General features: G+C 40.5%; 22 protein-coding genes. 13 read left to right on the forward strand and 9 right to left on the reverse strand.

Annotation, left to right across the window (positions count from 1 at the left end):
• Position 1 precedes the first annotated feature (1 nt).
• Complete coding sequence (locus BK584_RS16210; RefSeq protein WP_078393527.1) at positions 2-1,420, forward strand: NAD-dependent succinate-semialdehyde dehydrogenase; 1,419 nt, start codon at positions 2-4, stop codon at positions 1,418-1,420.
• A gap of 110 nt (positions 1,421-1,530) precedes the next feature.
• Here BK584_RS16210 and BK584_RS16215 read toward each other — a convergent pair whose 3' ends face one another.
• From BK584_RS16215 to BK584_RS16235, 5 genes are all read right to left on the reverse strand, one after another.
• On the reverse strand, positions 1,531-2,211 hold the full coding sequence (locus tag BK584_RS16215; protein ID WP_180320512.1) for a response regulator transcription factor: 681 nt from the start codon (positions 2,209-2,211) through the stop codon (positions 1,531-1,533).
• A 245-nt stretch (positions 2,212-2,456) separates the two neighbouring features.
• On the reverse strand, positions 2,457-2,843 hold the full coding sequence (locus BK584_RS16220) for a 5-carboxymethyl-2-hydroxymuconate Delta-isomerase (RefSeq protein ID WP_078393528.1): 387 nt from the start codon (positions 2,841-2,843) through the stop codon (positions 2,457-2,459).
• Entirely contained in the window at positions 2,824-3,612 is a 789-nt protein-coding gene (locus tag BK584_RS16225) for a fumarylacetoacetate hydrolase family protein (RefSeq protein WP_078393529.1), read from the reverse strand. Before BK584_RS16225 ends, BK584_RS16220 begins: the two co-directional genes overlap by 20 nt.
• A complete protein-coding gene (locus BK584_RS16230) occupies positions 3,609-4,349 on the reverse strand; it encodes a fumarylacetoacetate hydrolase family protein (RefSeq protein WP_169871307.1) in 741 nt (246 codons plus the stop codon). The genes BK584_RS16225 and BK584_RS16230 overlap by 4 nt, the downstream gene beginning before the upstream one ends.
• A gap of 82 nt (positions 4,350-4,431) precedes the next feature.
• Entirely contained in the window at positions 4,432-5,310 is an 879-nt protein-coding gene (locus BK584_RS16235) for a LysR family transcriptional regulator (RefSeq protein ID WP_078393531.1), read from the reverse strand.
• Positions 5,311-5,688: 378 nt separating this feature from the next.
• On the opposite strand from BK584_RS16235, the gene hpaI reads away from it, so the two are divergent.
• Genes hpaI through BK584_RS16260 form a run of 5 tightly spaced genes read left to right on the forward strand, consistent with a single transcriptional unit; the run spans position 5,689 to position 11,091 of the window.
• Positions 5,689-6,600, forward strand: coding sequence for a 2,4-dihydroxyhept-2-ene-1,7-dioic acid aldolase (hpaI, locus tag BK584_RS16240; protein WP_078393532.1), 912 nt, complete (start codon positions 5,689-5,691; stop codon positions 6,598-6,600).
• 21 nt (positions 6,601-6,621) lie between these two features.
• On the forward strand, positions 6,622-8,139 hold the full coding sequence (hpaE, locus tag BK584_RS16245; RefSeq protein WP_078393533.1) for a 5-carboxymethyl-2-hydroxymuconate semialdehyde dehydrogenase: 1,518 nt from the start codon (positions 6,622-6,624) through the stop codon (positions 8,137-8,139).
• 15 nt (positions 8,140-8,154) lie between these two features.
• Complete coding sequence (hpaB, locus tag BK584_RS16250; RefSeq protein WP_078393534.1) at positions 8,155-9,633, forward strand: 4-hydroxyphenylacetate 3-monooxygenase, oxygenase component; 1,479 nt, start codon at positions 8,155-8,157, stop codon at positions 9,631-9,633.
• 1 nt (position 9,634) lies between these two features.
• Complete coding sequence (gene hpaD, locus BK584_RS16255) at positions 9,635-10,618, forward strand: 3,4-dihydroxyphenylacetate 2,3-dioxygenase (protein ID WP_078393535.1); 984 nt, start codon at positions 9,635-9,637, stop codon at positions 10,616-10,618.
• Positions 10,619-10,632: 14 nt separating this feature from the next.
• Positions 10,633-11,091: a flavin reductase family protein gene (locus BK584_RS16260; RefSeq protein WP_078393536.1), complete on the forward strand. Its 459-nt coding sequence runs from the start codon at positions 10,633-10,635 to the stop codon at positions 11,089-11,091.
• Between the two features lie 153 nt (positions 11,092-11,244).
• On the opposite strand, the gene BK584_RS24210 is transcribed toward BK584_RS16260, so the two are convergent.
• Both BK584_RS24210 and BK584_RS16270 read right to left on the reverse strand, forming a co-directional pair.
• On the reverse strand, positions 11,245-11,376 hold the full coding sequence (locus BK584_RS24210) for a GntR family transcriptional regulator (protein ID WP_139365790.1): 132 nt from the start codon (positions 11,374-11,376) through the stop codon (positions 11,245-11,247).
• 89 nt (positions 11,377-11,465) lie between these two features.
• Complete coding sequence (locus BK584_RS16270) at positions 11,466-12,923, reverse strand: spore germination protein (RefSeq protein ID WP_078393537.1); 1,458 nt, start codon at positions 12,921-12,923, stop codon at positions 11,466-11,468.
• Between the two features lie 152 nt (positions 12,924-13,075).
• Here BK584_RS16270 and BK584_RS16275 point away from each other — a divergent pair, with 152 nt between their 5' ends.
• The 4 genes from BK584_RS16275 (at position 13,076) to BK584_RS16290 (ending at position 16,069) form a co-directional block, all read left to right on the forward strand.
• Positions 13,076-13,534, forward strand: a complete 459-nt coding sequence (locus BK584_RS16275) for a hypothetical protein (protein ID WP_180320513.1) — start codon at positions 13,076-13,078, stop codon at positions 13,532-13,534.
• Between the two features lie 304 nt (positions 13,535-13,838).
• Positions 13,839-14,333, forward strand: a complete 495-nt coding sequence (gene ectA / locus BK584_RS16280) for a diaminobutyrate acetyltransferase (protein ID WP_078393539.1) — start codon at positions 13,839-13,841, stop codon at positions 14,331-14,333.
• Between the two features lie 27 nt (positions 14,334-14,360).
• Positions 14,361-15,644 carry a diaminobutyrate--2-oxoglutarate transaminase gene (ectB, locus tag BK584_RS16285; protein ID WP_245808885.1) on the forward strand — a complete coding sequence of 428 codons (1,284 nt, stop codon included), beginning with the start codon at positions 14,361-14,363 and terminating at the stop codon, positions 15,642-15,644.
• A gap of 29 nt (positions 15,645-15,673) precedes the next feature.
• On the forward strand, positions 15,674-16,069 hold the full coding sequence (locus BK584_RS16290) for an ectoine synthase (RefSeq protein ID WP_078393540.1): 396 nt from the start codon (positions 15,674-15,676) through the stop codon (positions 16,067-16,069).
• 41 nt (positions 16,070-16,110) lie between these two features.
• Here the strand turns inward: BK584_RS16290 and BK584_RS16295 are convergent, their stop codons facing one another.
• Positions 16,111-16,602 (reverse strand): hypothetical protein, encoded by a 492-nt coding sequence (locus BK584_RS16295; RefSeq protein WP_078393541.1) that lies wholly within the window; start codon positions 16,600-16,602, stop codon positions 16,111-16,113.
• 194 nt (positions 16,603-16,796) lie between these two features.
• On the opposite strand from BK584_RS16295, the gene BK584_RS16300 reads away from it, so the two are divergent.
• Positions 16,797-18,401, forward strand: a complete 1,605-nt coding sequence (locus BK584_RS16300; protein WP_078393542.1) for a long-chain fatty acid--CoA ligase — start codon at positions 16,797-16,799, stop codon at positions 18,399-18,401.
• 276 nt (positions 18,402-18,677) lie between these two features.
• Here BK584_RS16300 and BK584_RS16305 read toward each other — a convergent pair whose 3' ends face one another.
• Positions 18,678-19,052: a hypothetical protein gene (locus tag BK584_RS16305; RefSeq protein ID WP_139365685.1), complete on the reverse strand. Its 375-nt coding sequence runs from the start codon at positions 19,050-19,052 to the stop codon at positions 18,678-18,680.
• A gap of 289 nt (positions 19,053-19,341) precedes the next feature.
• Here BK584_RS16305 and BK584_RS16310 point away from each other — a divergent pair, with 289 nt between their 5' ends.
• Both BK584_RS16310 and BK584_RS16315 read left to right on the forward strand, forming a co-directional pair.
• Positions 19,342-20,355, forward strand: a complete 1,014-nt coding sequence (locus BK584_RS16310; RefSeq protein WP_078395686.1) for a LacI family DNA-binding transcriptional regulator — start codon at positions 19,342-19,344, stop codon at positions 20,353-20,355.
• A gap of 121 nt (positions 20,356-20,476) precedes the next feature.
• Positions 20,477-21,874 carry a glycoside hydrolase family 1 protein gene (locus tag BK584_RS16315; RefSeq protein WP_078393544.1) on the forward strand — a complete coding sequence of 466 codons (1,398 nt, stop codon included), beginning with the start codon at positions 20,477-20,479 and terminating at the stop codon, positions 21,872-21,874.

Genomic DNA, 21,874 nt, shown 5'->3' on the forward strand with positions numbered 1-21,874 from the left:
GATGAACCATGCTTTATTTATTAACAATGAGTGCGTTCTAACGGATGATTTAATTGAAGTAGAAAATCCCGCCACCAAAGAGATAATCGGGACAGTGGCTAGCGCGGGTAAAAAAGAAGCCGTTGCAGCTGTTGACGCGGCAGCTGAAGCTTTGCCCGAATGGCGTTCTAAAACAGCTGCAGAGCGTGGTGCGTACTTGCAAAAGTGGCATGAATTGATTGAAAGGGAAGCTGAAGAAATTGGCAAATTGATGACGCTTGAACAAGGGAAGCCGCTTAAAGAAGCAATTGGCGAAGTCCGTTATGCGAACAGTTTTCTATCTTGGTATGCAGAAGAAGGCAAACGTGTTTATGGGGAATCGGTTCCAGCTGCATCAGCAAGCAAGCGAATCTTTATCCAGAAGCAGGCCATTGGCGTTATTGCAGCGATTACGCCTTGGAACTTTCCTGCGGCTATGCTGACGCGTAAATTGGGTCCAGCACTTGCCGCTGGCTGCACAGCTGTCGTGAAACCGTCCGAATTAACACCTTTCACTGCATATCGAATTGTTGAGTTGGCACGGTTGGCTGGTATTCCTAAAGGTGTTATTAATTTAATAACTGGGGATGCAGCCGTTATTGGGGAAACATGGATGGCTGATGATCGGGTGCGAAAAGTATCGTTTACGGGGTCTACTAAGGTTGGGAAATTACTGATGAAACAAGCTGCTGATACTGTAAAAAAACTCTCCCTTGAACTTGGTGGGCATGCTCCGTTTATTGTAACGGAGCATGGCAATATCGAGAAAGCAGTTGAAGGGTTAATGGCTTCAAAGTATCGAAATGGTGGACAGACATGTGTTTGTGCAAATCGTGTATATGTACATGAATCGATTCAGGAAACATTTGTCGAGACCTTTAATCAAGCGATGAGAACGTTAAAAACGGGAGATGGACTGGAAGAAGGAACTGATATTGGTCCATTAATAAATCAAGCTGCCGTTGAAAAAGTCCAAAATCATGTCATCGATGCAGAAGAAAAAGGCGGAACAGTCATCTACGGACAAGAGCCACATTTAAAAAGGGGCCATTTCCAGACACCAGCAATTATAGTAAATGCTACGGATGAGATGCTTTGCATGAACGAAGAAACATTTGGTCCGTTGGCGCCAATTGCAACATTTCAATCTGTGAGCGAGGTAATCAAACGTGCAAATAATACGCCTTTTGGTTTAGCTGCATATGTGTATTCTAGTGATATTACAGAAGCGCTTACGATCTCGGAACAGTTAGAATATGGAATTGTTGGTTTAAACGATGGATTACCATCAGTGGCGCAAGCCCCTTTTGGCGGGATGAAAGAAAGTGGTCTTGGACGTGAAGGTGGCCATTGGGGGATTGAAGAGTATTTAGAGGTGAAGTATATTTCACTTCAATTATAATGGCTGAGGAAACCACCTCTGAGATTGTTTATCTCTGAGGTGGTTTTTTAGTTGGCAATCTTCTCTCTATTTATTAGTATGAAATGTATTTTATGGCATCTCATCCTCACTTATGTAACAGCCATATACCCAAGCCCTTTTTTCGTCACAATCCCATTGGCTAAATTAAGAGAGAAGAGTTTTTGTCGTAACCTTGTGATGTTGGCTGTAAGCGTATTATCATTAATAAATTGATCATCATCCCAGAGCATTTTCATCAGTTCATGGCGTGAGATAATCTCATTATTTGATTTGACTAGTACCGAGAGAATAAAAAATTCATTTTTTGTAAGTTCAATGGTTTCCCCGTCCTTATAAATTCCACCGCTTTTTAAGTCAATAATGGCTTGATTCCATTCGATGACATCGGAGGATGCTTCTTCATACGTATAGGTTCGACGAAGAATTGCCTTAACCTTGGCGAGAAGGACATCCATATGAAATGGTTTCTGAACATAATCGTCCGCCCCAGAGTTCATGGCCATCACCATATCCATCGGATGATCTCTTGATGAAAGGAAAATAATGGGTACTTTGGATACTGCACGTATTTCTCTACACCAATGAAAGCCATCAAACTTAGGAAGTTGTATGTCAATTATGACTAAGTGAGGTCGATGTGCTACAAAGTCTTCCATTACATGAGAAAAATCACTTGGACTACTTACCTCATATGACCACTGGCTTAACCCTTCATTTAATGCTTCTAAGAGAAGGGAGTCGTCTTCAATAATAAAGATGTTCATATTCATTTGGAGCCCTCCTTCTTATATATTGATCTATTCTAAATTATTCACGTTTAAAAAACGACGATGACTATAGCTTACGTCGTAAGCACTGTAAAGTTCAACCATTCCTTTGTACCTTACTGGTAACGATGGAGACAAATTATGCATCCTCTTGCTTTTAAGTTCTCAAATAAAAATCTCTCGAAGCTTATTGCTGTTTGTAGTAAGTTGTGAGCTTGATGGAGAAAACGTCATTATGGGACGAAATTTCATTTGTAACGGGTATGGATTGAGTTTTTTTTCAATGTACCACCTTTACTAAACTCGCTAAGTTCCAAAGAAAGGGCAAGGCCCCTCTTATTAAATTCATCTCTAAAGTAATCCACAAGTACATCAAATAATTCTGAACAGGTATGTTGTTTCTCGGCCATTGATCGGCCAGCACCAATTTTTAGCGTGAGGTGAACAAAAGCGTCATCTTTCCTTGAGCCATCTGCAATATAAAAATGATCGAGTGGAATTGCTCGGGAGCGAATTCCTCCAATAGGAAACACATCTGGTTGTTTAAGTAGAACACTATGTAGGGCAGGTAGAAGTTGATCGAACTGGATGATTGTGTCTAAATTTCTTGTATACTCAACGATGATGTGTGGCATCCTTTGTCTCCTTCCCACGGTCAAAAGTTTGATCTCCAGCGATGGTGTTCACTAACCGACCAATTCCTTCAACTTCTGTCACAATTTCATCTCCAGCGTACACTTTAGCTAAGCCTTTAGGCGTTCCAGTTAGAATGATGTCATTTGGACTAAGTGTCATAAAGGAACTTAAGTACTCAATTAAGAATGGAATATCAAAAATCATATCGCGAGTGGTGCCTGCTTGCGTTAATTCACCGTTTACATAGGTTTTAAGTGTTAGATTCATAGGATCAGAAACGTCACTTGCGTCAACAAGATAGGGACCGATTGGTGTACATGTATCACGATTTTTTACACGAAGATTGGGACGGTAATAGTTCTCGAGGTAATCACGAATGGCGTAGTCGTTTGCGACTGTATACCCTTTCACATACTTATACGCATCTTCACGTTGAATGTATTTGCCTGCTTTTCCGATTATCACGGCAAGTTCGCACTCATAATGCATATTTTCTGCGGAGTCAGGTTTGTAGGTTAATGAATTATGACCAACAAATGTGTTTGGGCCTTTTAAAAATACCAATGGTTCTTCAGGTGCGTTAAACGAAAGTTCTCCAGCGTGATCGGCATAATTTAAGCCAAGAACAAAAACAGTTCGGGGTTCCACGGGGGGGAGAAAAACGGCTTCTTTTTCCTCTATGAGCTGTCCATTTTCTAGCTGTAGTTTTCCTTCTTTAACGATTGCGAGTTGGACCACACCATTTGCAGCAACCCGTGCGGTTTTCATAATGAATCCCCCTTTTTCTCTAAGGTAATCGAGTGTTGAAGAAAACCAATCTCATCGATGTGAACTTCAATACGATCGCCTACCCTTGCCAGAGGAAGGTTTAGACCAGTACCTACTAACAAACAATCACCAGCAGATAACGTCATGAATTCAGTGATGTCACTTAAGAGTTCTTCAACTGATCGGATGAGATTACCCGTGTGAAAATGTAGCACTGTTTCGTCATTAATTATCGTACGAATATGTAGGTTATTTGGATCGGTAATTGACTCTTTTGGTACGATCCATGGACCTACTGGGGTAAACCCGTCTAGAGAACGATACTTGACCGATGGTCGAAAAAATGAATCATGGGGCAGAGAGATATCACTGACAATTGTATAACCGCCAATAAAATCAAGCGCTTTCTCAACAGAAACTTGAGTAGCTGTTTTACCGATAATGATTCCTAGTGTCCCGCCGATGGTTACTTTCGTTGTTTTTTCAGGTAAGGAGACCTGTGACCGATGTCCGTTTTTTGTGTTATCAGGTTTAAGATATAAGATAGGAGCTTTTGGCGGGGTTTGGTACGGTGCTTCAGAGAAAGTAGCAAGCCTTTTATTTAGTGATTCTTGTTCATTTAAAATACATCCATAGATTGCTCCTGTTACTGGACAATCATAAGCGGCTGTGGTAGAAAAGTGTGACTTTCGTCCGTAAATTTGCTTGCCACATTTAGTAGCCGTAACAATTTCCATAATGCCCTCCTTAAATTCAATAATTATAAGATATGATATCATATATGATTATTCGCACAAGAAAAAAGTAAGCGCATACAACTCATTGATGAACAACATCGTCAATAAATTTGCTTGCCGCTTTTGATAGGTAGCGATCTTTTAGCCAAATGTATGCAGAGGATGCTTCTAGGTTGGCATCTTTAATTGTTGCGGTTGTTATATGTGGGGTTTGGAATGCTAAGAGCGTTGATTCTGGAACGATGGTGGCTCCAAGCCCACTTGATACGAGTGATAATAGCATAGATACATCGGGACACTCACAAAGAATATGGGGAGTCAGATTTTGGGTAGAAAATGCATCGAGGATTAATTCATATTGTCCAATTCCACTTACCCGGTGGAGCAATAGTAACGGCATTTTGGCAAGCTCAGCTATGTCGATTGAGTTCCCGCCGGAGTAGTTGTAGGTAGTAGGGTAAGCGACAATGAATGGTTCTTTCTCTAATTGAATCGATTCGAATTCATCTAGATTCAGGGGCATACGAACTAGACCGAGCTCTACTTCTCTCGATTTAACAAGTTCACTTATTAAGAAACTGTCGCCTTGTCTTAGTGAAAAACGGACATCAGGGTAGCGGTCATGAAATAGTTTCATACGTTCTGGCAAAAAAGCAAAACAAGATTTTACGGCACCGAGTTTTAAGGTTCCTCGTAATCCATTTCCAGTTTCACGAATTTCTTTTTCCATCTCCTCAAGTTCCTCTAGAATAGGTGCTGATCGAATAAACAAAGCGTTGCCAGCTTCGGTTAAAAGGAGTTTGCGCCCTTTACGTTCAAAAAGCGTCACACCAAGTTCTTCTTCAAAAATGCGCAATTGTTGACTTAAAGGAGGTTGGGCCATGTGCAAGTTTTTTGCTGCTTTAGTGATTTGACCTTCTTGAGCAATTTCGCGAAAATATCGAAGTCGTTTAAGATCCATTCATCAATTGCTCCTTTGTATGAGTCTTTACAATGAATTGGGCGACGATGCTTCCATATGAAAAACAGATCAATTTCATATTAAATCAATATTTTTCCTATACTTTACCACGTGCTAGAGTAAATGCAAGAACTTTTTTGAAAGCGTATTCATTTTAAGGTGAAGAAGTAGTGAAAATGTGTTGTTAGACGAAAATTATCTATCGATCCGCTCTGATATGTTGAAAGAATACGTTGTAATTGGTACTTAAACGAAAAGTTAGCTTGCTTAATGGGTAGTAGCGGTTAGAGTGGTGGACCATGTGTGATTTGGCTGAAGTCGAAGAAGTGTTTGGAATGACGAGCGTTTACGCCTATTAAATAAAAAGGAGCGAGTAATATGTATAAAGAAGCAAAACAAATGTTAAGAGGTTCCATCGCACCTATTGTCACACCGTTTAAACAAGATGAGTCACTTGATCTAGATGCACTTCGGAATTTAATTGATTGGCACATTGAAAGTGGAAGCCATGCTATTTCTGTGACGGGTACAACAGGTGAACCAAGTTCGTTGACAGTAGATGAACGAGTAAAGGTAATGGAAACGGCCGCAAAGCAAGTGAATGGACGGGTTCCTTTTGTTCCAGGTACCGGGTCTACAAACCATCAGGAAACTCTATTTTTAACAAAAAAAGCAAAAGAACTTGGTGCAGATGCAGCTTTAATTATTGTTCCCTATTACAATAAGCCTTCTCAACATGCACTGTATAAACATTTTAAAGCTGTAGCTGATGCAGTTGATATCCCAATTATTATTTACAACATTCCAGGCAGAACGGCGACCAACCTTGATTTAAAAACATTAGCAAAGTTAAACCAGAATTGTGAAAACATAATTGGTGTAAAAGAGTCCAATAAAGACTTTGAACATGTAAATCGTGTCTTGCTCGAATGTGGACGAGATTTCTTATTATACTCTGGGATTGAATTGCTTTGTTATCCAATGCTTGCGATTGGGGGGGCGGGACATATTAGTGCAACTGCAAATGTTGTTCCTGATAAAGTGGCAGAGATTTATGATGCGTGGGAGCAAGGTGACGTAAAAAGAGCTCTTGATCTTCACTTTGAATTGATGCCTTTAAACGACGTTTTATTTAAAGATACAAATCCAGCACCGCTCAAGGCAGCGCTCGGTATGATGGGGAAAACGGAACCTGTATTACGCATGCCGATGGATGTACCAACGAAAGAGCTTCAAGATGAGATTCGTATTGTCTTAAAAGAGTACATTCATATTGGTGCACATTCTTAAATTTGGAAAGGAGTATTGATAATGGAACAAACAAAAAAAGCATGGAACCGCGAGAACATCACTGTTAGAGATAGTAACCAATATATCGGCGGTGTATTTGTTGAGGCGAGCTCTGGCGAAACGTTTGCAAATATAGATCCTTTTACAAACCAAAAGTTGAATTCTGTTGCTTCAGGAGATGAACGTGATATTTCTAAAGCTGTCGAGGCTGCGTCTAATGCAATGAAAAATGGCCCATGGGGCAGCATGAAAGTCGAAGAACGGATGGTTTATATTAACCGAATTGCTGATTTAATTGATGAAGAGATCGAAGAAATTGCGTATTTAGAGGCGCTTGATACAGGTTTGCCAATTAGTCAGACGAAGAAAATGACGGCTCGGGCTGCAGAGAACTTTCGTTTTTATGCTCGAATGGTTCAGTCCGTTTTGCATGGAGAGTCATACCCAGTAGATAATACTTTTATTAATTACACCGTATATAAATCAATTGGTGTTGTAGGATTAATTACGCCTTGGAATGCCCCATTTATGTTGGAAACATGGAAAGTAGCACCTGCTCTTGCAACAGGCAATACAGTCGTCTTAAAACCAGCAGAGTTGTCGCCTTTGACAGTCGATAAATTGGCAGAGGTCATTGATCGAGCGGATTTGCCAGAAGGTGTGTTTAATGTTGTTCATGGATACGGGGAAACAGCTGGAGCTGCTCTTGTTGCACATAAGGATGTCGCGGCAATTTCATTTACAGGAGAAACAACGACTGGCTCAACAATTATAAAGAATTCAGCCGATACATTGAAGAAAACTTCTATGGAACTCGGTGGGAAGTCACCACTAATCGTGTTTGAAGATGCAAATTTTGGCCGGGCACTTGATGCGGCGGTATGGGGAATTTTTTCTTTTAATGGAGAGAGGTGCACAGCAAATTCCCGAGTGTTTCTTCACAGCAGTATTAAAGATCGTTTTATTGAGGCGATGAAAGAGAGAGTCGATAACCTGACGCTCGGTGACTCAATGGATGCCTCTACGCAACTTGGACCTTTAATTAGTCGAGAACATATGGAAAAAGTCAATTCGTATATCTCTCTTGCAAAAGAAGAGGGGTGTGAAGTTTACCAAGGGAATGTGCCAGAGACTCTCGCCGATGGAAATTTTATCTCACCAACGCTCCTTTTGAATGCACAAAACCATATGAGGGTGTGCCAAGAAGAAATTTTTGGACCAGTTGTTTCGATTATCGAGTTTGAGGAGGAGCAAGAGGTCATTGACGCAGCTAACGATGTTGAATATGGATTAGCTGGCTATGTTTGGACGTCTGACCTTCAACGCGGTCACCGAGTTGCGCAAGCAGTAGATGCTGGGATGATTTGGGTAAACGCACAAAATGTTCGTGATTTACGCATTCCATTTGGTGGGATGAAAGCAAGTGGGATTGGTCGAGAGGGTGGACACTATGCGATGTTTGAATTTTATACAGAGCCGAAAGCGATTCATATTGCACTAGGTGATCACCATATCCCGCAGTTTGGTAAAAAACAGTGAAGAGGGGGGAGTACTTTGCCAGCCAAAACAGGACAACAATACATTGAGCGACTAAAGGCAGCAAAAAACAATGTTTATATGCACGGCGAGCGTGTAGGCGACGTCACAACCCATCCAGCAACCGCAAATGTTGTAAAGTCGATGGCAAAGCTTTATGATGTGCAGCACGAAAAGAAAGAGAAGATGCTCTATACATCTGAGAAAACTGGCGATCAAGTGGGGATGACGTTTTTGCGACCGAAAACGATTGAAGATCTTATCCTTCGTCGTGAGGCTATTCAGGAATGGGCGCGTATTTCTGGAGGAATGATGGGACGTTCACCCGATTACTTAAACGCTGAAGTGATGGCTATGGGTGTTTCAAATGATTTATTTGCTGAAGATGAGCAGCGATTTGCCGACAATGCTCGTAAGTATTATGATTTTGCGCGAGAGAATGATATAAGCTTAACGCATACGCTGATTCATCCTCAAGTTAATCGGGCAAAGGCGCAGCATGAACAAAAAGATGCAAACGTGGCATTGCATTTAGTAGAAAAACAAGCGGACGGCATTATTGTCGATGGCATTCGTCTTCTTGCGACGCAAGGTGGAATTACAGATGAGATTCTCGTTTTTCCGTCAACCGTAAAACCTGCAGGTGAGTTAGATGACCCATATTCGCTTGCATTTGCAATTCCGAACAATACGCCTGGACTAAAATTTTTAAGCCGTGAGTCGTTTGATTATGGCAAGAGTGCATGGGATCACCCATTGTCCTCCCGTTTCGAGGAAGGTGATGCGATTGTCTCTTTTGAAAAGGTACTTGTTCCGTGGGATCGTGTGTTTGTCTGTGGGAATTCATCCATCTGTAATCGAACATTCCGCGAGACAAATGCGGTCGTCCATATGTCCCATCAAGTTGTATCCAAGAATGTGGTTAAAACAGAATTCCTGTTAGGTGTTGTATTAAAACTGATGGATGCGATTGGTATTGATGGATTCCAACATGTAAAGGACAAAGGAACGGAAATTATGCTGACGCTAGAAGCGATGAAATCTCATTTATACCGCGCCGAACAAAGCGCGAAACCTGATAAGTGGGGGACGATGACGCCAGATTTTGAAGCACTTAACGCTGCACGTAATTGGTATCCACGTGTGTACCCTCGCTTAAATGAAATTTTACGCGTCCTCGGTGCGTCTGGATTAATGGGAATTCCGACAGAAGCGGATTTTCAGAATGAAGAGATTGGCGCAATTCTTCATCGTGGATTGCAAGGCAAGAATTTAGAGGGATATGAGAAAGTTCAACTATTCAGGCTTGTCTGGGACATGACGATGAGTGCATTTGGAAGTCGTCAGATGCACTATGAATATTACTTCTTTGGTGATCCAGTTCGTATGGGCATGGCGTACTTTGATGCATTTGAAAAAGATTCCTATAAAGCACAAGTTGATGAATTCCTAAAGAGTATTTCAAGTGTGAAGCCAACACTTGTGAGGGGGTCATAAGATGAGTGGCGCGATTATTCGTACGGGGCGTGCTGTATTGCACGTAACTGATTTAGAAAAAGCAAGAGATTTTTATGTTGAAGGGTTAGGATTTATTGAAACAGAGTCCACCGAAACAGAGCTGTATTTGCGTGGTTTGGAAGAACATAATCATCATTCACTTCTTTTGAAAAAGACAGGTGAAGCCGCTATTGAAGCAATTAGCTATAAAGTGTATGCGGAATCGGACCTAGACTCGTTGTATGAGCAGTACTTGCAAGAAGGATTGCAGCCAATTTGGCTTGCAAAAGGCGATCAGCATGCAATGGGAAGGGCTTTGCGCGTACAGGATGTGTCAAGCTTACCAATTGAATACTATGCTGAAATGGATTCAGTGGAACGAATGCTGCAACGTTATGATATGTATAAGGGTGCGCGTGTCCAGCGGATTGATCACTTTAATTGCATGGTGAGAGATGTGGAGGAGGCATATGGCTTTTACACGGAAAAACTAGGTTTTGCTTGTTCAGAATACACAGCAACAGAAGAAGAACGAATCTGGGCGGCGTGGCTGCACCGGAAACAAACCGTACATGACGTTGCATTTATGAATGGGGAAGGACCACGTTTGCATCATGTAGGTTTTTGGTTAAATGATCCATTGGCTCTCATTCATGCATGTGATGTATTAGCGGCTAAAGGGTATTCACCGAGCATTGAGCGTGGGCCAGGCCGTCATGGATTATCCAACGCATTCTTTCTTTATGTACGCGATCCAGATGGACATCGAATTGAATTATATAACGGTGATTATTTAACGAGTGACCCTGATTTTAAACCAATTCGCTGGGGTATTAATGATCCAATGAGAGGAACGTTCTGGGGGCACGAGGCGCCGGATAGTTGGTTTAATGAAGCTTCAACCGTTCTTGATGTCAAAACACAGGATCCTGTTGAAATTAAAAAACCTGTTTTAAAGCAAGGGAAACCACAGTTTGTCATTTAAGGGGCGAGGAGAAAATGGATGAGCGTTTGTTTCGAACGGCTATGAGCAAATTTACAACAGGAGTAACGGTCATTACGACTGAAGTAGATGGGGATATACATGGCATGACTGCAAACGCATTTATGTCGGTTTCACTCGATCCAAAGTTAGTTCTTATTTCTGTGGGCAATCGGGCAAAGATGAAAGGATATATCGATTTATCTAGTACGTTTGCAGTCAACCTGCTCTCTCGGAGCCAAGAAAATGTGTCTAAGCAGTTTGCTGGGCAAATAAACGATAAAAACACTGCGGTGTTTACAGAGTTTTCTGGTTTACCGGTGATTGATAAGGCGCTTGCTAGTATCGCTTGTGATGTCCATGATACAACGATCCAAGGTGATCATACGCTGTATATTGGTAAGGTGAGGGATGTTGTTGTGACCGATGCCGAGCCGTTAACTTTTTATTCAGGGAATTACGGGATGATTTCATAAAAATAAAGGTGATTCTTGCAAATGCTGCAAGATCACCTTTATTTTTGTCCAAATTCAATTGCGTGAACCGTATTTAGTTTGTGTTGCCGTGCAAACAATTCAATTTCAACATCTGTGGCACCGTCAGTGAACATCTGAATAAGCTGGTCATGTTCAATTATGGAATGAGGCGCACGTTATTGCTTCTCGGACTGGGATAGCGCTTGAACCAAGTTCTTTTGCCATTTGGTCCATAACGATTCTTTTCCCAGGAGCATAACTACCATCAACAATGCATTTTCTAATTAGTTCATAAGCAAGTTGGCGTTTGCTTAATTTTTTATACTCATACGTCTAAATATATCGAATAGAAGTGTCGCGCAATCAGACGAGACTCACCATTCTTTTTTTCTACCGGCCGCTGCCTTTGTTTGATTAAATGGCAATGAATTTGGTTGATTGATGACTTTCACTAAACTTGGACGAAAAATGGTGTCGCGCCACCTGCTAGGCTGAAAAGGTAAAAGGGGATATAGATAAGGAACACCAAGAGAACGTAAGAATACACCATATATAATCAGAGCAGTTGCTGCAAGAACAATGCCTGTAAATCCGAAGAAGTGGGCAATGAGCAATAGAGTAATTCTCATAAAAAAGATAGGTGACAATAATCCACGATGCAGAACTGGAAAACTTGTAATATAACAAACCCCAATGATAACGATCGTAACGGGGTGAAAAAGGCTAACGTCTATTGCAATATCACTAATGAGCATCGTTCCAATAAAAGTAACGGCAAAGATCGTATTACCTGGCAACCGGTATGAACCGTCCATTATGATTTGCATAAGTAATATGACAAACAATAATTCAATTGTAAAAGGCGCGAGTGTACCATGCGTTTTAATTAATTGGGTTGCCAAATCCGGGGGCAATGATTCGAGGTGAAACCGTACGAGTGCACACGTAATTGCTGGTAGTAAAGTCGCAATTAAAAAATACAAGTAACGAAGTGGTCTTGCGCCAAATCGACCGAACTCTGATAAATAATCGTCTTGATTTTGAAAGAAATGAAAAAAAACACTTGGAGCAATAATCGCTAATGGTGATCCTTCGACTAATAGAACAACACGTCCTTTAGCAAGCGCCATTGCACAAGCGTCAGGCCGATCAATTGTCATGGTACGTGGAAAAAGGAATCCTTTACCTTCTAATGCATCAATAGCAATTTGTGAAACGATAAAATCATCAACGTTGATACTTTTTAAGCGTGCAATGACTTCGGAAACAAGTCCAGGTTTTGTTTTTCCTTCAACAGAAAGGACTGCCATATTTTTAGCGGCGTGTTTTCCCACAGAAAGTGTTGTTATCGCAAGATCAGAGCTACGGAAATAGTTGCGCATTAAGTTCAAGTTTGTCGAAAGATCTTCCGTTAATCCAGAGGCAGGACCTTCATAAACACTACTTGATAACGGAACACCCACACTGCGTATATCCCAATTGGAACAGTCAATTAAGTAAGCATAGTTGTGATTGAAAATGAGTACTGCTTTGCCATTAAGTAACCCTCGTTTGCACGTTTCTAATTCGTTTGTTTGTACAGGGGCCCCATCTTTAAGCCAGTTTTCTAAATCAAACATAGAAAAGTGTTGATTTGATTCAGTAAGTGCTTGAATGGGTTCAAATATAAAAGAATGGAGTTTCTTTTCATCAATTGCTTCTTCTAGAAAGAGCAGTTTTGCTTCAGTGGAGTTTGCTAATTGTATGGAAAGAGAGCGTACGCTCTTTGCTTTATGGAATATGTTTTTTATTAACAAATCATTAGCCAATAAATTATCCGTCAAAATTGCCATTGTACGCCGCCCTTTTCTATTGATTTACTTAGTATGCAAACGGAGTTGTCTCGTTATACACGAGGTTAGTGTTTTGAGGAAAAGAGAAGAAAAATCACCTTTCGCTAGGCAAATGCGTATGATATGAAATGATTGTTAGAGGAGGAGAACGAATGGACCCACATCAGCATCGAATCATCTCAAGTTTGTTTCCAGGAGGAGGTGGAGGTGGCCCTGGGTTTCCAGGGCAAGGAGGCCCACCAGGCTACCCGGGAGGGCCTCCGGGTTTTCCAGGAGGAGGTCCTGGTCAACAAGGTCCAGGAGGCCCGCCGGGCTTTCCTGGAGGAGGGGGGCAAGGAGGTCCTCCGACCGCTCCACCTCCTAGTGGACCACCGCCATCAGAAGGGGTTTTGGCGACACAGGGTTCACCATCGGTATTTGCTGTTGACCCGGGGGCAATATCGGGTTGCGCATTCCGATACACGTATATTCGATTAAATAACGGTGAACAATTTTGGTTCTATCCAACATTTATTGGAAGGAATTCAGTCGCCGGTTATCGTTGGATGTTTTTTAGATGGATTTATTTTGGAATTGATACGAGAAGAATCGCTTCATTTCAATGTGTGTGAAACATGCGATAAGGAAGGGTAAACGCTACCCTTTCTTTTTTTGTCTTTTTAAAAGGAGGAGTATTTGCGACTTATTAGGAGGATATGGGAAGAATTACAACCTCTCTGTCGAGCAACCGCTGTCATCTTCAATCTTGAGGCTAATATTAAGAGATTAGATGTTTGCAGAATTTATGTAACCATCCTATTATTAAGAAGGATCAAACAATCCTAATTAAATAAAAAAAGGTGTTTTGTTTTTTATGAGTCAGGGTAAAAGAAACAAGAATATCGCTGCAATCTTAATTAAATAAAGGAGGTAATTATGGCTCAATCACCGGTTTTGATGCTAGAAAAGCCAACCGTTGAAGATGGAGGTGCCATGTGGCAGCTTGCTGAGGATTCATCCCTCGATTCAAACTCATCCTACAAGTACATTATGATGTGCGAATATTTTGACGAAACTTGTATTGTCGCAAAAGAAGAAAACGATGTCGTTGGATTTATCACCGGTTTTATCCCACCGAAACAACCGGATACGTTGTTTATTTGGCAAGTAGGTGTAGCTGAATCACAACGTGGCAAAGGACTCGCGCTTGACTTACTTGAGAAGCTTTTGGAACGTAGTGTATGTGAAAATGTAAACTATGTCGAAGCGACTGTGACACCGTCAAACATCGCATCCCAGTCTTTATTTAAAAAGTTAGCTCGTTCACAAGGAACAGCATACAGTGTTTCTGAATGTTTTGGGAAAGATTTATTCCCAGATGAAAACCACGAAGAAGAAAAGACTTTTCGAATTGGACCACTTAAGTCTTAATAAGATTCTAAGGAGGAACATCGTAACGTGACTAAAACAGATATGAGCATTTTTGAGAATTTGGAATCAGAAGTACGCAGTTATGTTCGCAATTTCCCGACTGTATTTACAAAGGCAAAGGGCTGGAAAATGTGGGACGAAGACGGAAAAGAATACATTGATTTCTTTTCTGGAGCAGGTGCCTTGAACTATGGTCACAATGACGAAAAGATGAAACATGCGCTTATTAATTACATTATGGAGGATGGCGTAACTCACTCTCTTGATATGGCTACAAAGCCTAAGGCTGATTTCTTACAAGCGTTTAACGAAGTGATTTTAAAGCCAAGAGATTTGAATTACAAAGTAATGTTTCCAGGACCAACGGGAACAAATACTGTGGAAGCCGCATTAAAGCTAGCTAGAAAAGCAACTGGTCGGACTGACATTATTAGCTTTACAAATGGTTTTCATGGTATGACGATTGGTTCATTATCGGTTACGGGAAATGCCTTTAAGCGAAAAGGGGCAGGGATACCGCTAACTAATGTTGTAACGATGCCGTATGACAATTTTATCAGCGAAGATTTGGATACTCTTGATTACCTCGAACAATTCTTAGTAGAAGGCGGTTCAGGAGTAGATATTCCTGCTGCTGTTATTCTAGAAACGGTCCAAGGAGAAGGTGGCATCAATGCCGCCCGTATGGAATGGTTACAGCGATTAGAGCGTATTTGTAAAGAGCATGCCATTTTAATGATTCTCGATGACGTCCAAGCGGGTATTGGACGAACAGGCACTTTCTTCAGTTTTGAAGAAGCTGGTCTCAAGCCAGATATCGTCTGCTTGTCAAAATCAATCGGCGGATATGGAACCCCGCTTGCACTAACCTTATTTACTCCAGAACTTGATATTTGGGAACCAGGTGAGCATAATGGCACGTTCAGAGGGAATAACCATGCTTTTATAACGGCTACCTCTGCACTTGATTACTGGAAAGGGAATGACTTCGAGAACGCAATCAAAGAAAAGTCAAAAGCTGTTTATGCTTTCTTAACGAAGTTGGTTGACACGTATCCAGAAATGAAAGGACATGTGAAAGGTCGAGGCTTGATGGTTGGTATTTGCTCTGAAGTAGATGGTTTAGCTGGAAAAGTAGCTCAAGAAGCTTTCCAAAGAGGACTAATTATGGAGACAGCAGGCTCTAAAGATGAAGTATTTAAATTGTTTCCAGCCTTAAATATTGATGATAAAGCATTGCAAGATGGGTTGAATATTATTGAAGAGAGTATTCGCTCAGTTCTTGGTGTAAAAGAAGCAGTAGCAAACTAAGTATACATTGGACCAGGAGGCTATTCATCATGAAAGTAGTAAAACTAGAAGAGATCATTGGAACCGAAAGAGACGTAGATGGAGGCAACTGGACGAGTCAACGTCTTGTTGTCGAAAAAGATGGTATGGGTTATTCCGTTCATGACACACAAATTAAGGCGGGAACGGAAACACATCTCTGGTATAAATATCATCTTGAGTCCGTTTATATTATTGAAGGTGAAGGTGAGGTTGAAACAATTAAAGACGGCAAAATTTGGCCAGTGAAGAAATTTGAGTGCTATGTTCTTGATGAGCACGATGAACATTATCTTCGCGCCAAAACAGACATGCGAATGGTTTGTGTCTTTAATCCACCAACAACAGGTGAAGAGGTTCATGATAAAGACGGCGCATATCAATTGCCAGATCATCTAAAAAAGTAAAGCAGTGCTGAGCCGAGAACAAGCAATGTTCTCGGCATATTTTATTTCACTTCAACAATTCGCCCCTCATCTTCTCCATAAATGAAGATGGAGATCAACCACTTGTCTGTATCCCCCTGATAATTTGTATAAATCACATAGCGGTAATCAAGGTATTCGTCTGCGGGAGGAATATGTGCTATTTCTTGATATGCTAAGTTAATGGCCTCTTTTTCTGTGTAAGTCGCTCCGTCAGGCTTTGGTGGGGATACCACCTTTGAAGATATAGCTGTTGCTTGTCCTGGAAAGGAAGCTTCTACTTCATCATATTTAATATCAATACGGTCTCCAATTTCTGCGTTTGCTTCTAAAGCTTTGAAAGAAATCAGCGAACTTTCTTCGGTGTAAACGAGAGCGGAGGAATCAAAGGTTTTGATAACAAATCCAGTAAAATTTGAAGATGATTCATAATTCGTTAACGAACTTGGTTGGGTTTGATTACAACCGCTAAATAGTAAGAAAAAGATAATAAGATATAGTAGTGGAAACTTCATTTTTCTAGCTCCTTTGTATGACATGAGAAACAAACCTTCTCTATCTAATTGGCTAAACCGGTTCTATATCCTTTTAATGATGAAGAGTTTCTATAATGAATCACTTTTAATTTGATTATTGAGAATAATCTTGATAAAATGAATCGAACAACTTGGAAGCGCATACAAATATTTGTACGAAAGGGGTTTTCCTAATGATGAACACACCTTTAACAATTCCGCCAATGCTTGAACGAGCGGAGCGTTATTTTCCCAATAAACAGGTAATCTCAAGAACGCTTGCCAAGACGCACCGGTATACATATGCCGAGATTGGTAAAAGGACAAGGGCGCTTGCTAGTGTTTTAACAGAGCTTGGACTTAAACGTGGAGAGCGAGTTGGGACGGTCGCTTGGAATCATCATCGTCATTTAGAAGCCTATTTCGCTGCGCCAGGAATGGGTGCTGTTTTGCATATGATAAATATGCGACTCTCGCCAGACCATCTTGTGTATGTCATTAATCACGCAGAAGATAAGATTTTACTGATTGATGAGGACTTGCTTCCGGTGATTGAGTCAGTACAAGAACAATTAACGACTGTGCATACGTATATTATTATGACGGATAATGAAAGTGTACCAGAATCATCGCTTGCCCCATTATTTTCTTATGAACAATTGTTAGATAAAGGGGACCGGGGTTTTTCTTTTCTGACGGGTCTTGATGAAAATGAACCTGCGGCAATGTGTTATACATCAGCTACAACTGGAAAACCAAAAGGCGTTCTTTATTCACATCGAGGAATCGCACTCCACAGTCTAGTACAAGGAATGGTTGATACAACCGCCATTTCAGAAAATGATGTTTGTATGCCAGTTGTACCAATGTTCCATGTGAATGCGTGGGGACTTCCATATAGTGCAACATTTTATGGGGCAACACAAGTACTACCGGGACCTAACTTCACACCTCAGTTATTGGCCGAACTCATTGAGTCTGAAAAAGTCACATTTACTGGTGGCGTTCCAACGATTTGGCTTGGTTTGTTGCAAGTGCTAAATAAAGGGAATTACGATGCGAGTAGTCTTCGTGCCGTGATTTGTGGTGGTTCTGCTGCGCCAAAATCAATCATTGAAGCTTTTGAGAAAAAATTGGGTGTGCCATTCTTCCACGCCTACGGTATGACAGAGACGAGTCCTCTTGTGTCTTATTCAAGACTAAAAAGCCATCAACAAGAATGGGAAGAGGAAGACCGTTATACTGTGCGAGCTAAGCAAGGTATGGCTGTTCCACTTATTGATATTAAAGGGGTAAATGAGAACGGAGAGATTGCCTGGGACGGAAACGAAATGGGTGAGTTACTCATTCGTGGACCATGGATAGCTGATTCTTATCATCAAGACGAGCGGTCTATCGATACATTCCGTGATGGTTGGCTCCACACAGGTGACGTTGTCACAATTGACGAAGAAGGGTCAATTAAAATAGTTGATCGTACGAAAGATTTAATAAAAAGCGGTGGTGAATGGATTTCCTCAGTTGATTTAGAAAATGCCATTATGGGACATGAAGCGGTGTTAGAGGCAGCAGTAGTCGCGGTTCCACATGAAAAGTGGCAGGAACGTCCGATTGCTTGTGTTGTATTAAAAGAAGATAAAAAAGCAACAAAAGAAGATATTTTAGAATACTTGGCACCTCAATTTGCTAAATGGTGGCTTCCAGATGAGATTGTTTTTATGGAACAATTGCCAAGGACTTCAGTCGGTAAATTTTTAAAGCGAGCATTGCGGGAACAAGTAGTAAAGACGATCGGTTGAGTCTACTATTGTAAATAGCATTTGTCGAAAAAACCAAACCATTGCTTGGTTTGGTTTTTTGGTTACGCCGATTTAATCTATTGGGACGCTCTTTGGGCGTAGCAGTTTCTAACTTCATAATAGATCTACGTCGAATTTCGAAGGATCTTGTCCACGATTTATAGCTACAGCTCCTCTTGTCATTGAGAGGCTTTTTCTATTTCAATTAACATCATTTCGTTATGAACGTTCATCGATATTGTCCATTTATCGTCATCTTCATTGTAATCCGTTCGCTCAACATAGATAAATCCATAATAGGAGATATCGAAGTGATAAATCTAAATCTATTTCTTCAAATGCGAGTTGAATGGCTTCTTTCTCTGAATAAGACTGGTTTTCTTCTTTTGGAGGAGAGATAATTTCAGCTGTATCAGCGGTTGCTTGACCAGGATATGATTCAAACACAATTGAATACGTTAATAAAACTCGGTCTCCTACTTCGGCATTTGTGTTAGCGGGAAGGTTAAAGGAAATAAGACCGTTAAGTGTGTTAACGAGACCTCTTGTGTCGCTAACGAATCCAGTAAAGTGTTCAGGCAAATAAGTGGTGTGAAATGTATCTAGTTGGTTCATATCATTTAACGAATCTGTTCCAGGTTTAGAAGACAAATTTTGTTTTTCGTGCTTCTTATCTGGATTTGGAGGTGTCTCTCCATTCGTGTCGACTGTGTGACAACCTACGAGAACAAAAAAACAATAGCAAAAACGGATAAACAAACGGTCCGCAAACTGATCAGCTCCTCAATTAATAGTAAACTAAATGAAGGAAAAGTAGTTTCATTCTATCATATACAAAGCAGCATAATTCAAATCTAATTAAGTACGGATGAACATTTACTTTATTTACTTAACAGAATGGTTTATAAAAGGTAAAATAAAGGGTGAAAGGATGATTGATATGGTAACAATGGGTGATATTGCAAAAAAAGCGGGTGTTAGCACTGTAACGGTCTCCAAAGCCTTAAATGATAAAGAAGGCGTGAGTACTGAAGTAAAACTGAGAATTAAAGAGATTGCCGTAGAGATGGGCTATCGGTTTAATACAAGTGTCAAATCTGGAAATGGGCGGACAAGTAACATTGTGATCTTAATTCCTGAACGTTTTGCGGGTGATGACCAAGCATTCTATTTAAAATTTCATAAGCAAATTGCTTTATGGCTAGAATCCTATCAATATTATGGCATTTTACAAATATTAAGCGCGGGTGATGAAGAAGAACGGTTATTGCCAAAAGCAATTTCCGAGAATAAAGCGGACGGTGTCATACTGTTAGGACAACCCTCAAATGAATACATTGAGTATTTATTAAAGGAAAATGTACCTTTAGTATTTCTCGATTTTTATACGGACAAAATTAATACGGATGTTGTTGTAACAGATAATTTTTACGCCGTTTATGAGTTGACAAATTACTTAATCAATCAAGGACATAGTGAAATTGGATTTGTTGGGAATGTTCACACGACGAGCAGCATTCAAGATCGCTTTCTCGGCATGTATAAATCCTTACTTGAACATCGTCTTCATTTTAATGATCATTATTTGATTAATGACAGAGATGATATGGGGAAGTTTGTTAATTTAGAACTTCCTAGCAAACTTCCAACAGCTTTTGTCTGTAACTGTGATCGAGTCGGATACTTGCTCATTCAGAAGTTGAATCAAAAAGGAATTCGTGTCCCTGAAGATTGCTCGATTGTTGGGTTTGATAATGATATTTATGCAACGTTATCCGATCCACCATTAACGACAGTGGAGGTAGATATAGAAGAAATGGCAAAAGTAGCTACAAAAAGAATGGTTGAAAAATTGGAAAGTGAACATGTTCGCAATGGAAGTTATGGAAGAATGTTAATAAAAGGGTCGCTTGTTTTACGTAATTCGGTAAAACGCTTAAAAGAACGCTCTTAAGAAAAAAATGAGCGTTTCTTTTTTTTTGTCTTGACTAGTAAGCGCTTTCATAATAAAGTAATTATTAACTTAAATTTTTACTTAATATTTACTTAAAATTAATTTTTATAAGGGAGGAAGGATGAGTTTAATGACAACATATAAATTCCCGCATCAATTTTGGTGGGGGACAGCTGTATCGGCGACTCAAATAGAAGGTGCAGCAAATCGTGATGGTAAAGGAATGAATATATGGGATTATTGGTACGAATTAGAGCCAAATCGCTTTTTTAATAAGGTGGGTCCAACGAATGCCTCAAAGTTTTATGATCGCTATCAGGAAGACATCGCTTTGATGAAAGAGCTGGGTCATAATACATTCCGTTTTTCGATTTCATGGTCAAGGCTCATTCCTAATGGGGTAGGCCCGGTAAACAAAACGGCCATCGATTTTTATTCTAATGTCATCGATGAATTAATTAGTGCTGGAATTGAACCTTTTGTGAATCTATTCCATTTTGATATGCCAATGGAGATGCAGAAAATTGGTGGTTGGGAGAATCGAGAAGTCGTTTATGCATACGCCGATTATGCAAACGTGTGTTTTGAACAATTTGGAGACCGAGTCAAAACTTGGTTCACACATAACGAACCAATTGTTCCAGTTGAAGGGGGCTACCTCTATCAATTTCATTATCCGCAAGTTGTTGATTTAAAACGTGCAGTACAGGTTGGTTACAACACAATGCTCTCAAGTGCGATGGCAATTCAGAAATACCGTCAATTAGAACAGGGGGGGAAGATTGGAGTAATCTTAAACTTAACTCCTTCCTATCCGCGGGATGCATCCAATCAACAAGACGTAGAAGCGTCAGTGCTCGCCGATGCCTTCTTTAATCGCTCTTTCCTTGATCCATCTGTCAAAGGGGAATTTCCTCGAGAACTGATAGCGGTTCTAAAACAATACGAGCTTTTACCGGAAAAGGAGGAAATGGATAAAGAAGTAATCACAGCGAATACAGTCGACCTTTTAGGAGTGAATTATTATCAGCCACGACGAGTAAAAGCAAAGGAAACACCAATTGGAGAAGGGCCGGTTATGCCTGGAACGTTCTTTGATGGCTATGATATGCCTGGAAAGAAAATGAATCCTCATCGCGGCTGGGAAATTTATGAGCAAGGTATCTATGATTTATTAATTAATCTGAAAGAGAACTACGGGAATATCGAGAGTTTTGTTTCAGAAAATGGTATGGGTGTTGAAGGAGAAGAAAAATTCCGAGACAAGGACGGCATCATTCAAGACGATTACCGAATTGAATTCATTTCAGACCATTTAAAATGGCTTCATAAAGCATTAGAAGAGGGTGCAAACGTTAAGGGTTATCACTTGTGGACCTTTATGGATAATTGGTCGTGGACGAATGCTTATAAGAATAGGTACGGTTTTGTGTCTGTCAATCTAGCAAAAGATGGAGAGCGGACTGTTAAGAAAAGTGGATGGTGGTTTAAGTCGCTAATCGAAAACAATGGATTTTAA

Source organism: Shouchella patagoniensis (assembly GCF_002019705.1).
GTDB lineage: Bacteria > Bacillota > Bacilli > Bacillales > Bacillaceae_D > Shouchella > Shouchella patagoniensis.

Coding starts and splice junctions, on each gene's coding strand:
- BK584_RS16210 (WP_078393527.1), top strand. CDS start 2: ATGAACCATGCTTTATTTATTAACAATGAGTGCGTTCTAACGGATGAT.
- BK584_RS16215 (WP_180320512.1), bottom strand. CDS start 2,211: ATGAATATGAACATCTTTATTATTGAAGACGACTCCCTTCTCTTAGAA.
- BK584_RS16220 (WP_078393528.1), bottom strand. CDS start 2,843: ATGCCACACATCATCGTTGAGTATACAAGAAATTTAGACACAATCATC.
- BK584_RS16225 (WP_078393529.1), bottom strand. CDS start 3,612: ATGAAAACCGCACGGGTTGCTGCAAATGGTGTGGTCCAACTCGCAATC.
- BK584_RS16230 (WP_169871307.1), bottom strand. CDS start 4,349: ATGGAAATTGTTACGGCTACTAAATGTGGCAAGCAAATTTACGGACGA.
- BK584_RS16235 (WP_078393531.1), bottom strand. CDS start 5,310: ATGGATCTTAAACGACTTCGATATTTTCGCGAAATTGCTCAAGAAGGT.
- hpaI (WP_078393532.1), top strand. CDS start 5,689: ATGTATAAAGAAGCAAAACAAATGTTAAGAGGTTCCATCGCACCTATT.
- hpaE (WP_078393533.1), top strand. CDS start 6,622: ATGGAACAAACAAAAAAAGCATGGAACCGCGAGAACATCACTGTTAGA.
- hpaD (WP_078393535.1), top strand. CDS start 9,635: ATGAGTGGCGCGATTATTCGTACGGGGCGTGCTGTATTGCACGTAACT.
- BK584_RS16260 (WP_078393536.1), top strand. CDS start 10,633: ATGGATGAGCGTTTGTTTCGAACGGCTATGAGCAAATTTACAACAGGA.
- BK584_RS16270 (WP_078393537.1), bottom strand. CDS start 12,923: ATGGCAATTTTGACGGATAATTTATTGGCTAATGATTTGTTAATAAAA.
- BK584_RS16275 (WP_180320513.1), top strand. CDS start 13,076: ATGGACCCACATCAGCATCGAATCATCTCAAGTTTGTTTCCAGGAGGA.
- ectA (WP_078393539.1), top strand. CDS start 13,839: ATGGCTCAATCACCGGTTTTGATGCTAGAAAAGCCAACCGTTGAAGAT.
- BK584_RS16290 (WP_078393540.1), top strand. CDS start 15,674: ATGAAAGTAGTAAAACTAGAAGAGATCATTGGAACCGAAAGAGACGTA.
- BK584_RS16295 (WP_078393541.1), bottom strand. CDS start 16,602: ATGAAGTTTCCACTACTATATCTTATTATCTTTTTCTTACTATTTAGC.
- BK584_RS16300 (WP_078393542.1), top strand. CDS start 16,797: ATGATGAACACACCTTTAACAATTCCGCCAATGCTTGAACGAGCGGAG.
- BK584_RS16310 (WP_078395686.1), top strand. CDS start 19,342: ATGGTAACAATGGGTGATATTGCAAAAAAAGCGGGTGTTAGCACTGTA.
- BK584_RS16315 (WP_078393544.1), top strand. CDS start 20,477: ATGAGTTTAATGACAACATATAAATTCCCGCATCAATTTTGGTGGGGG.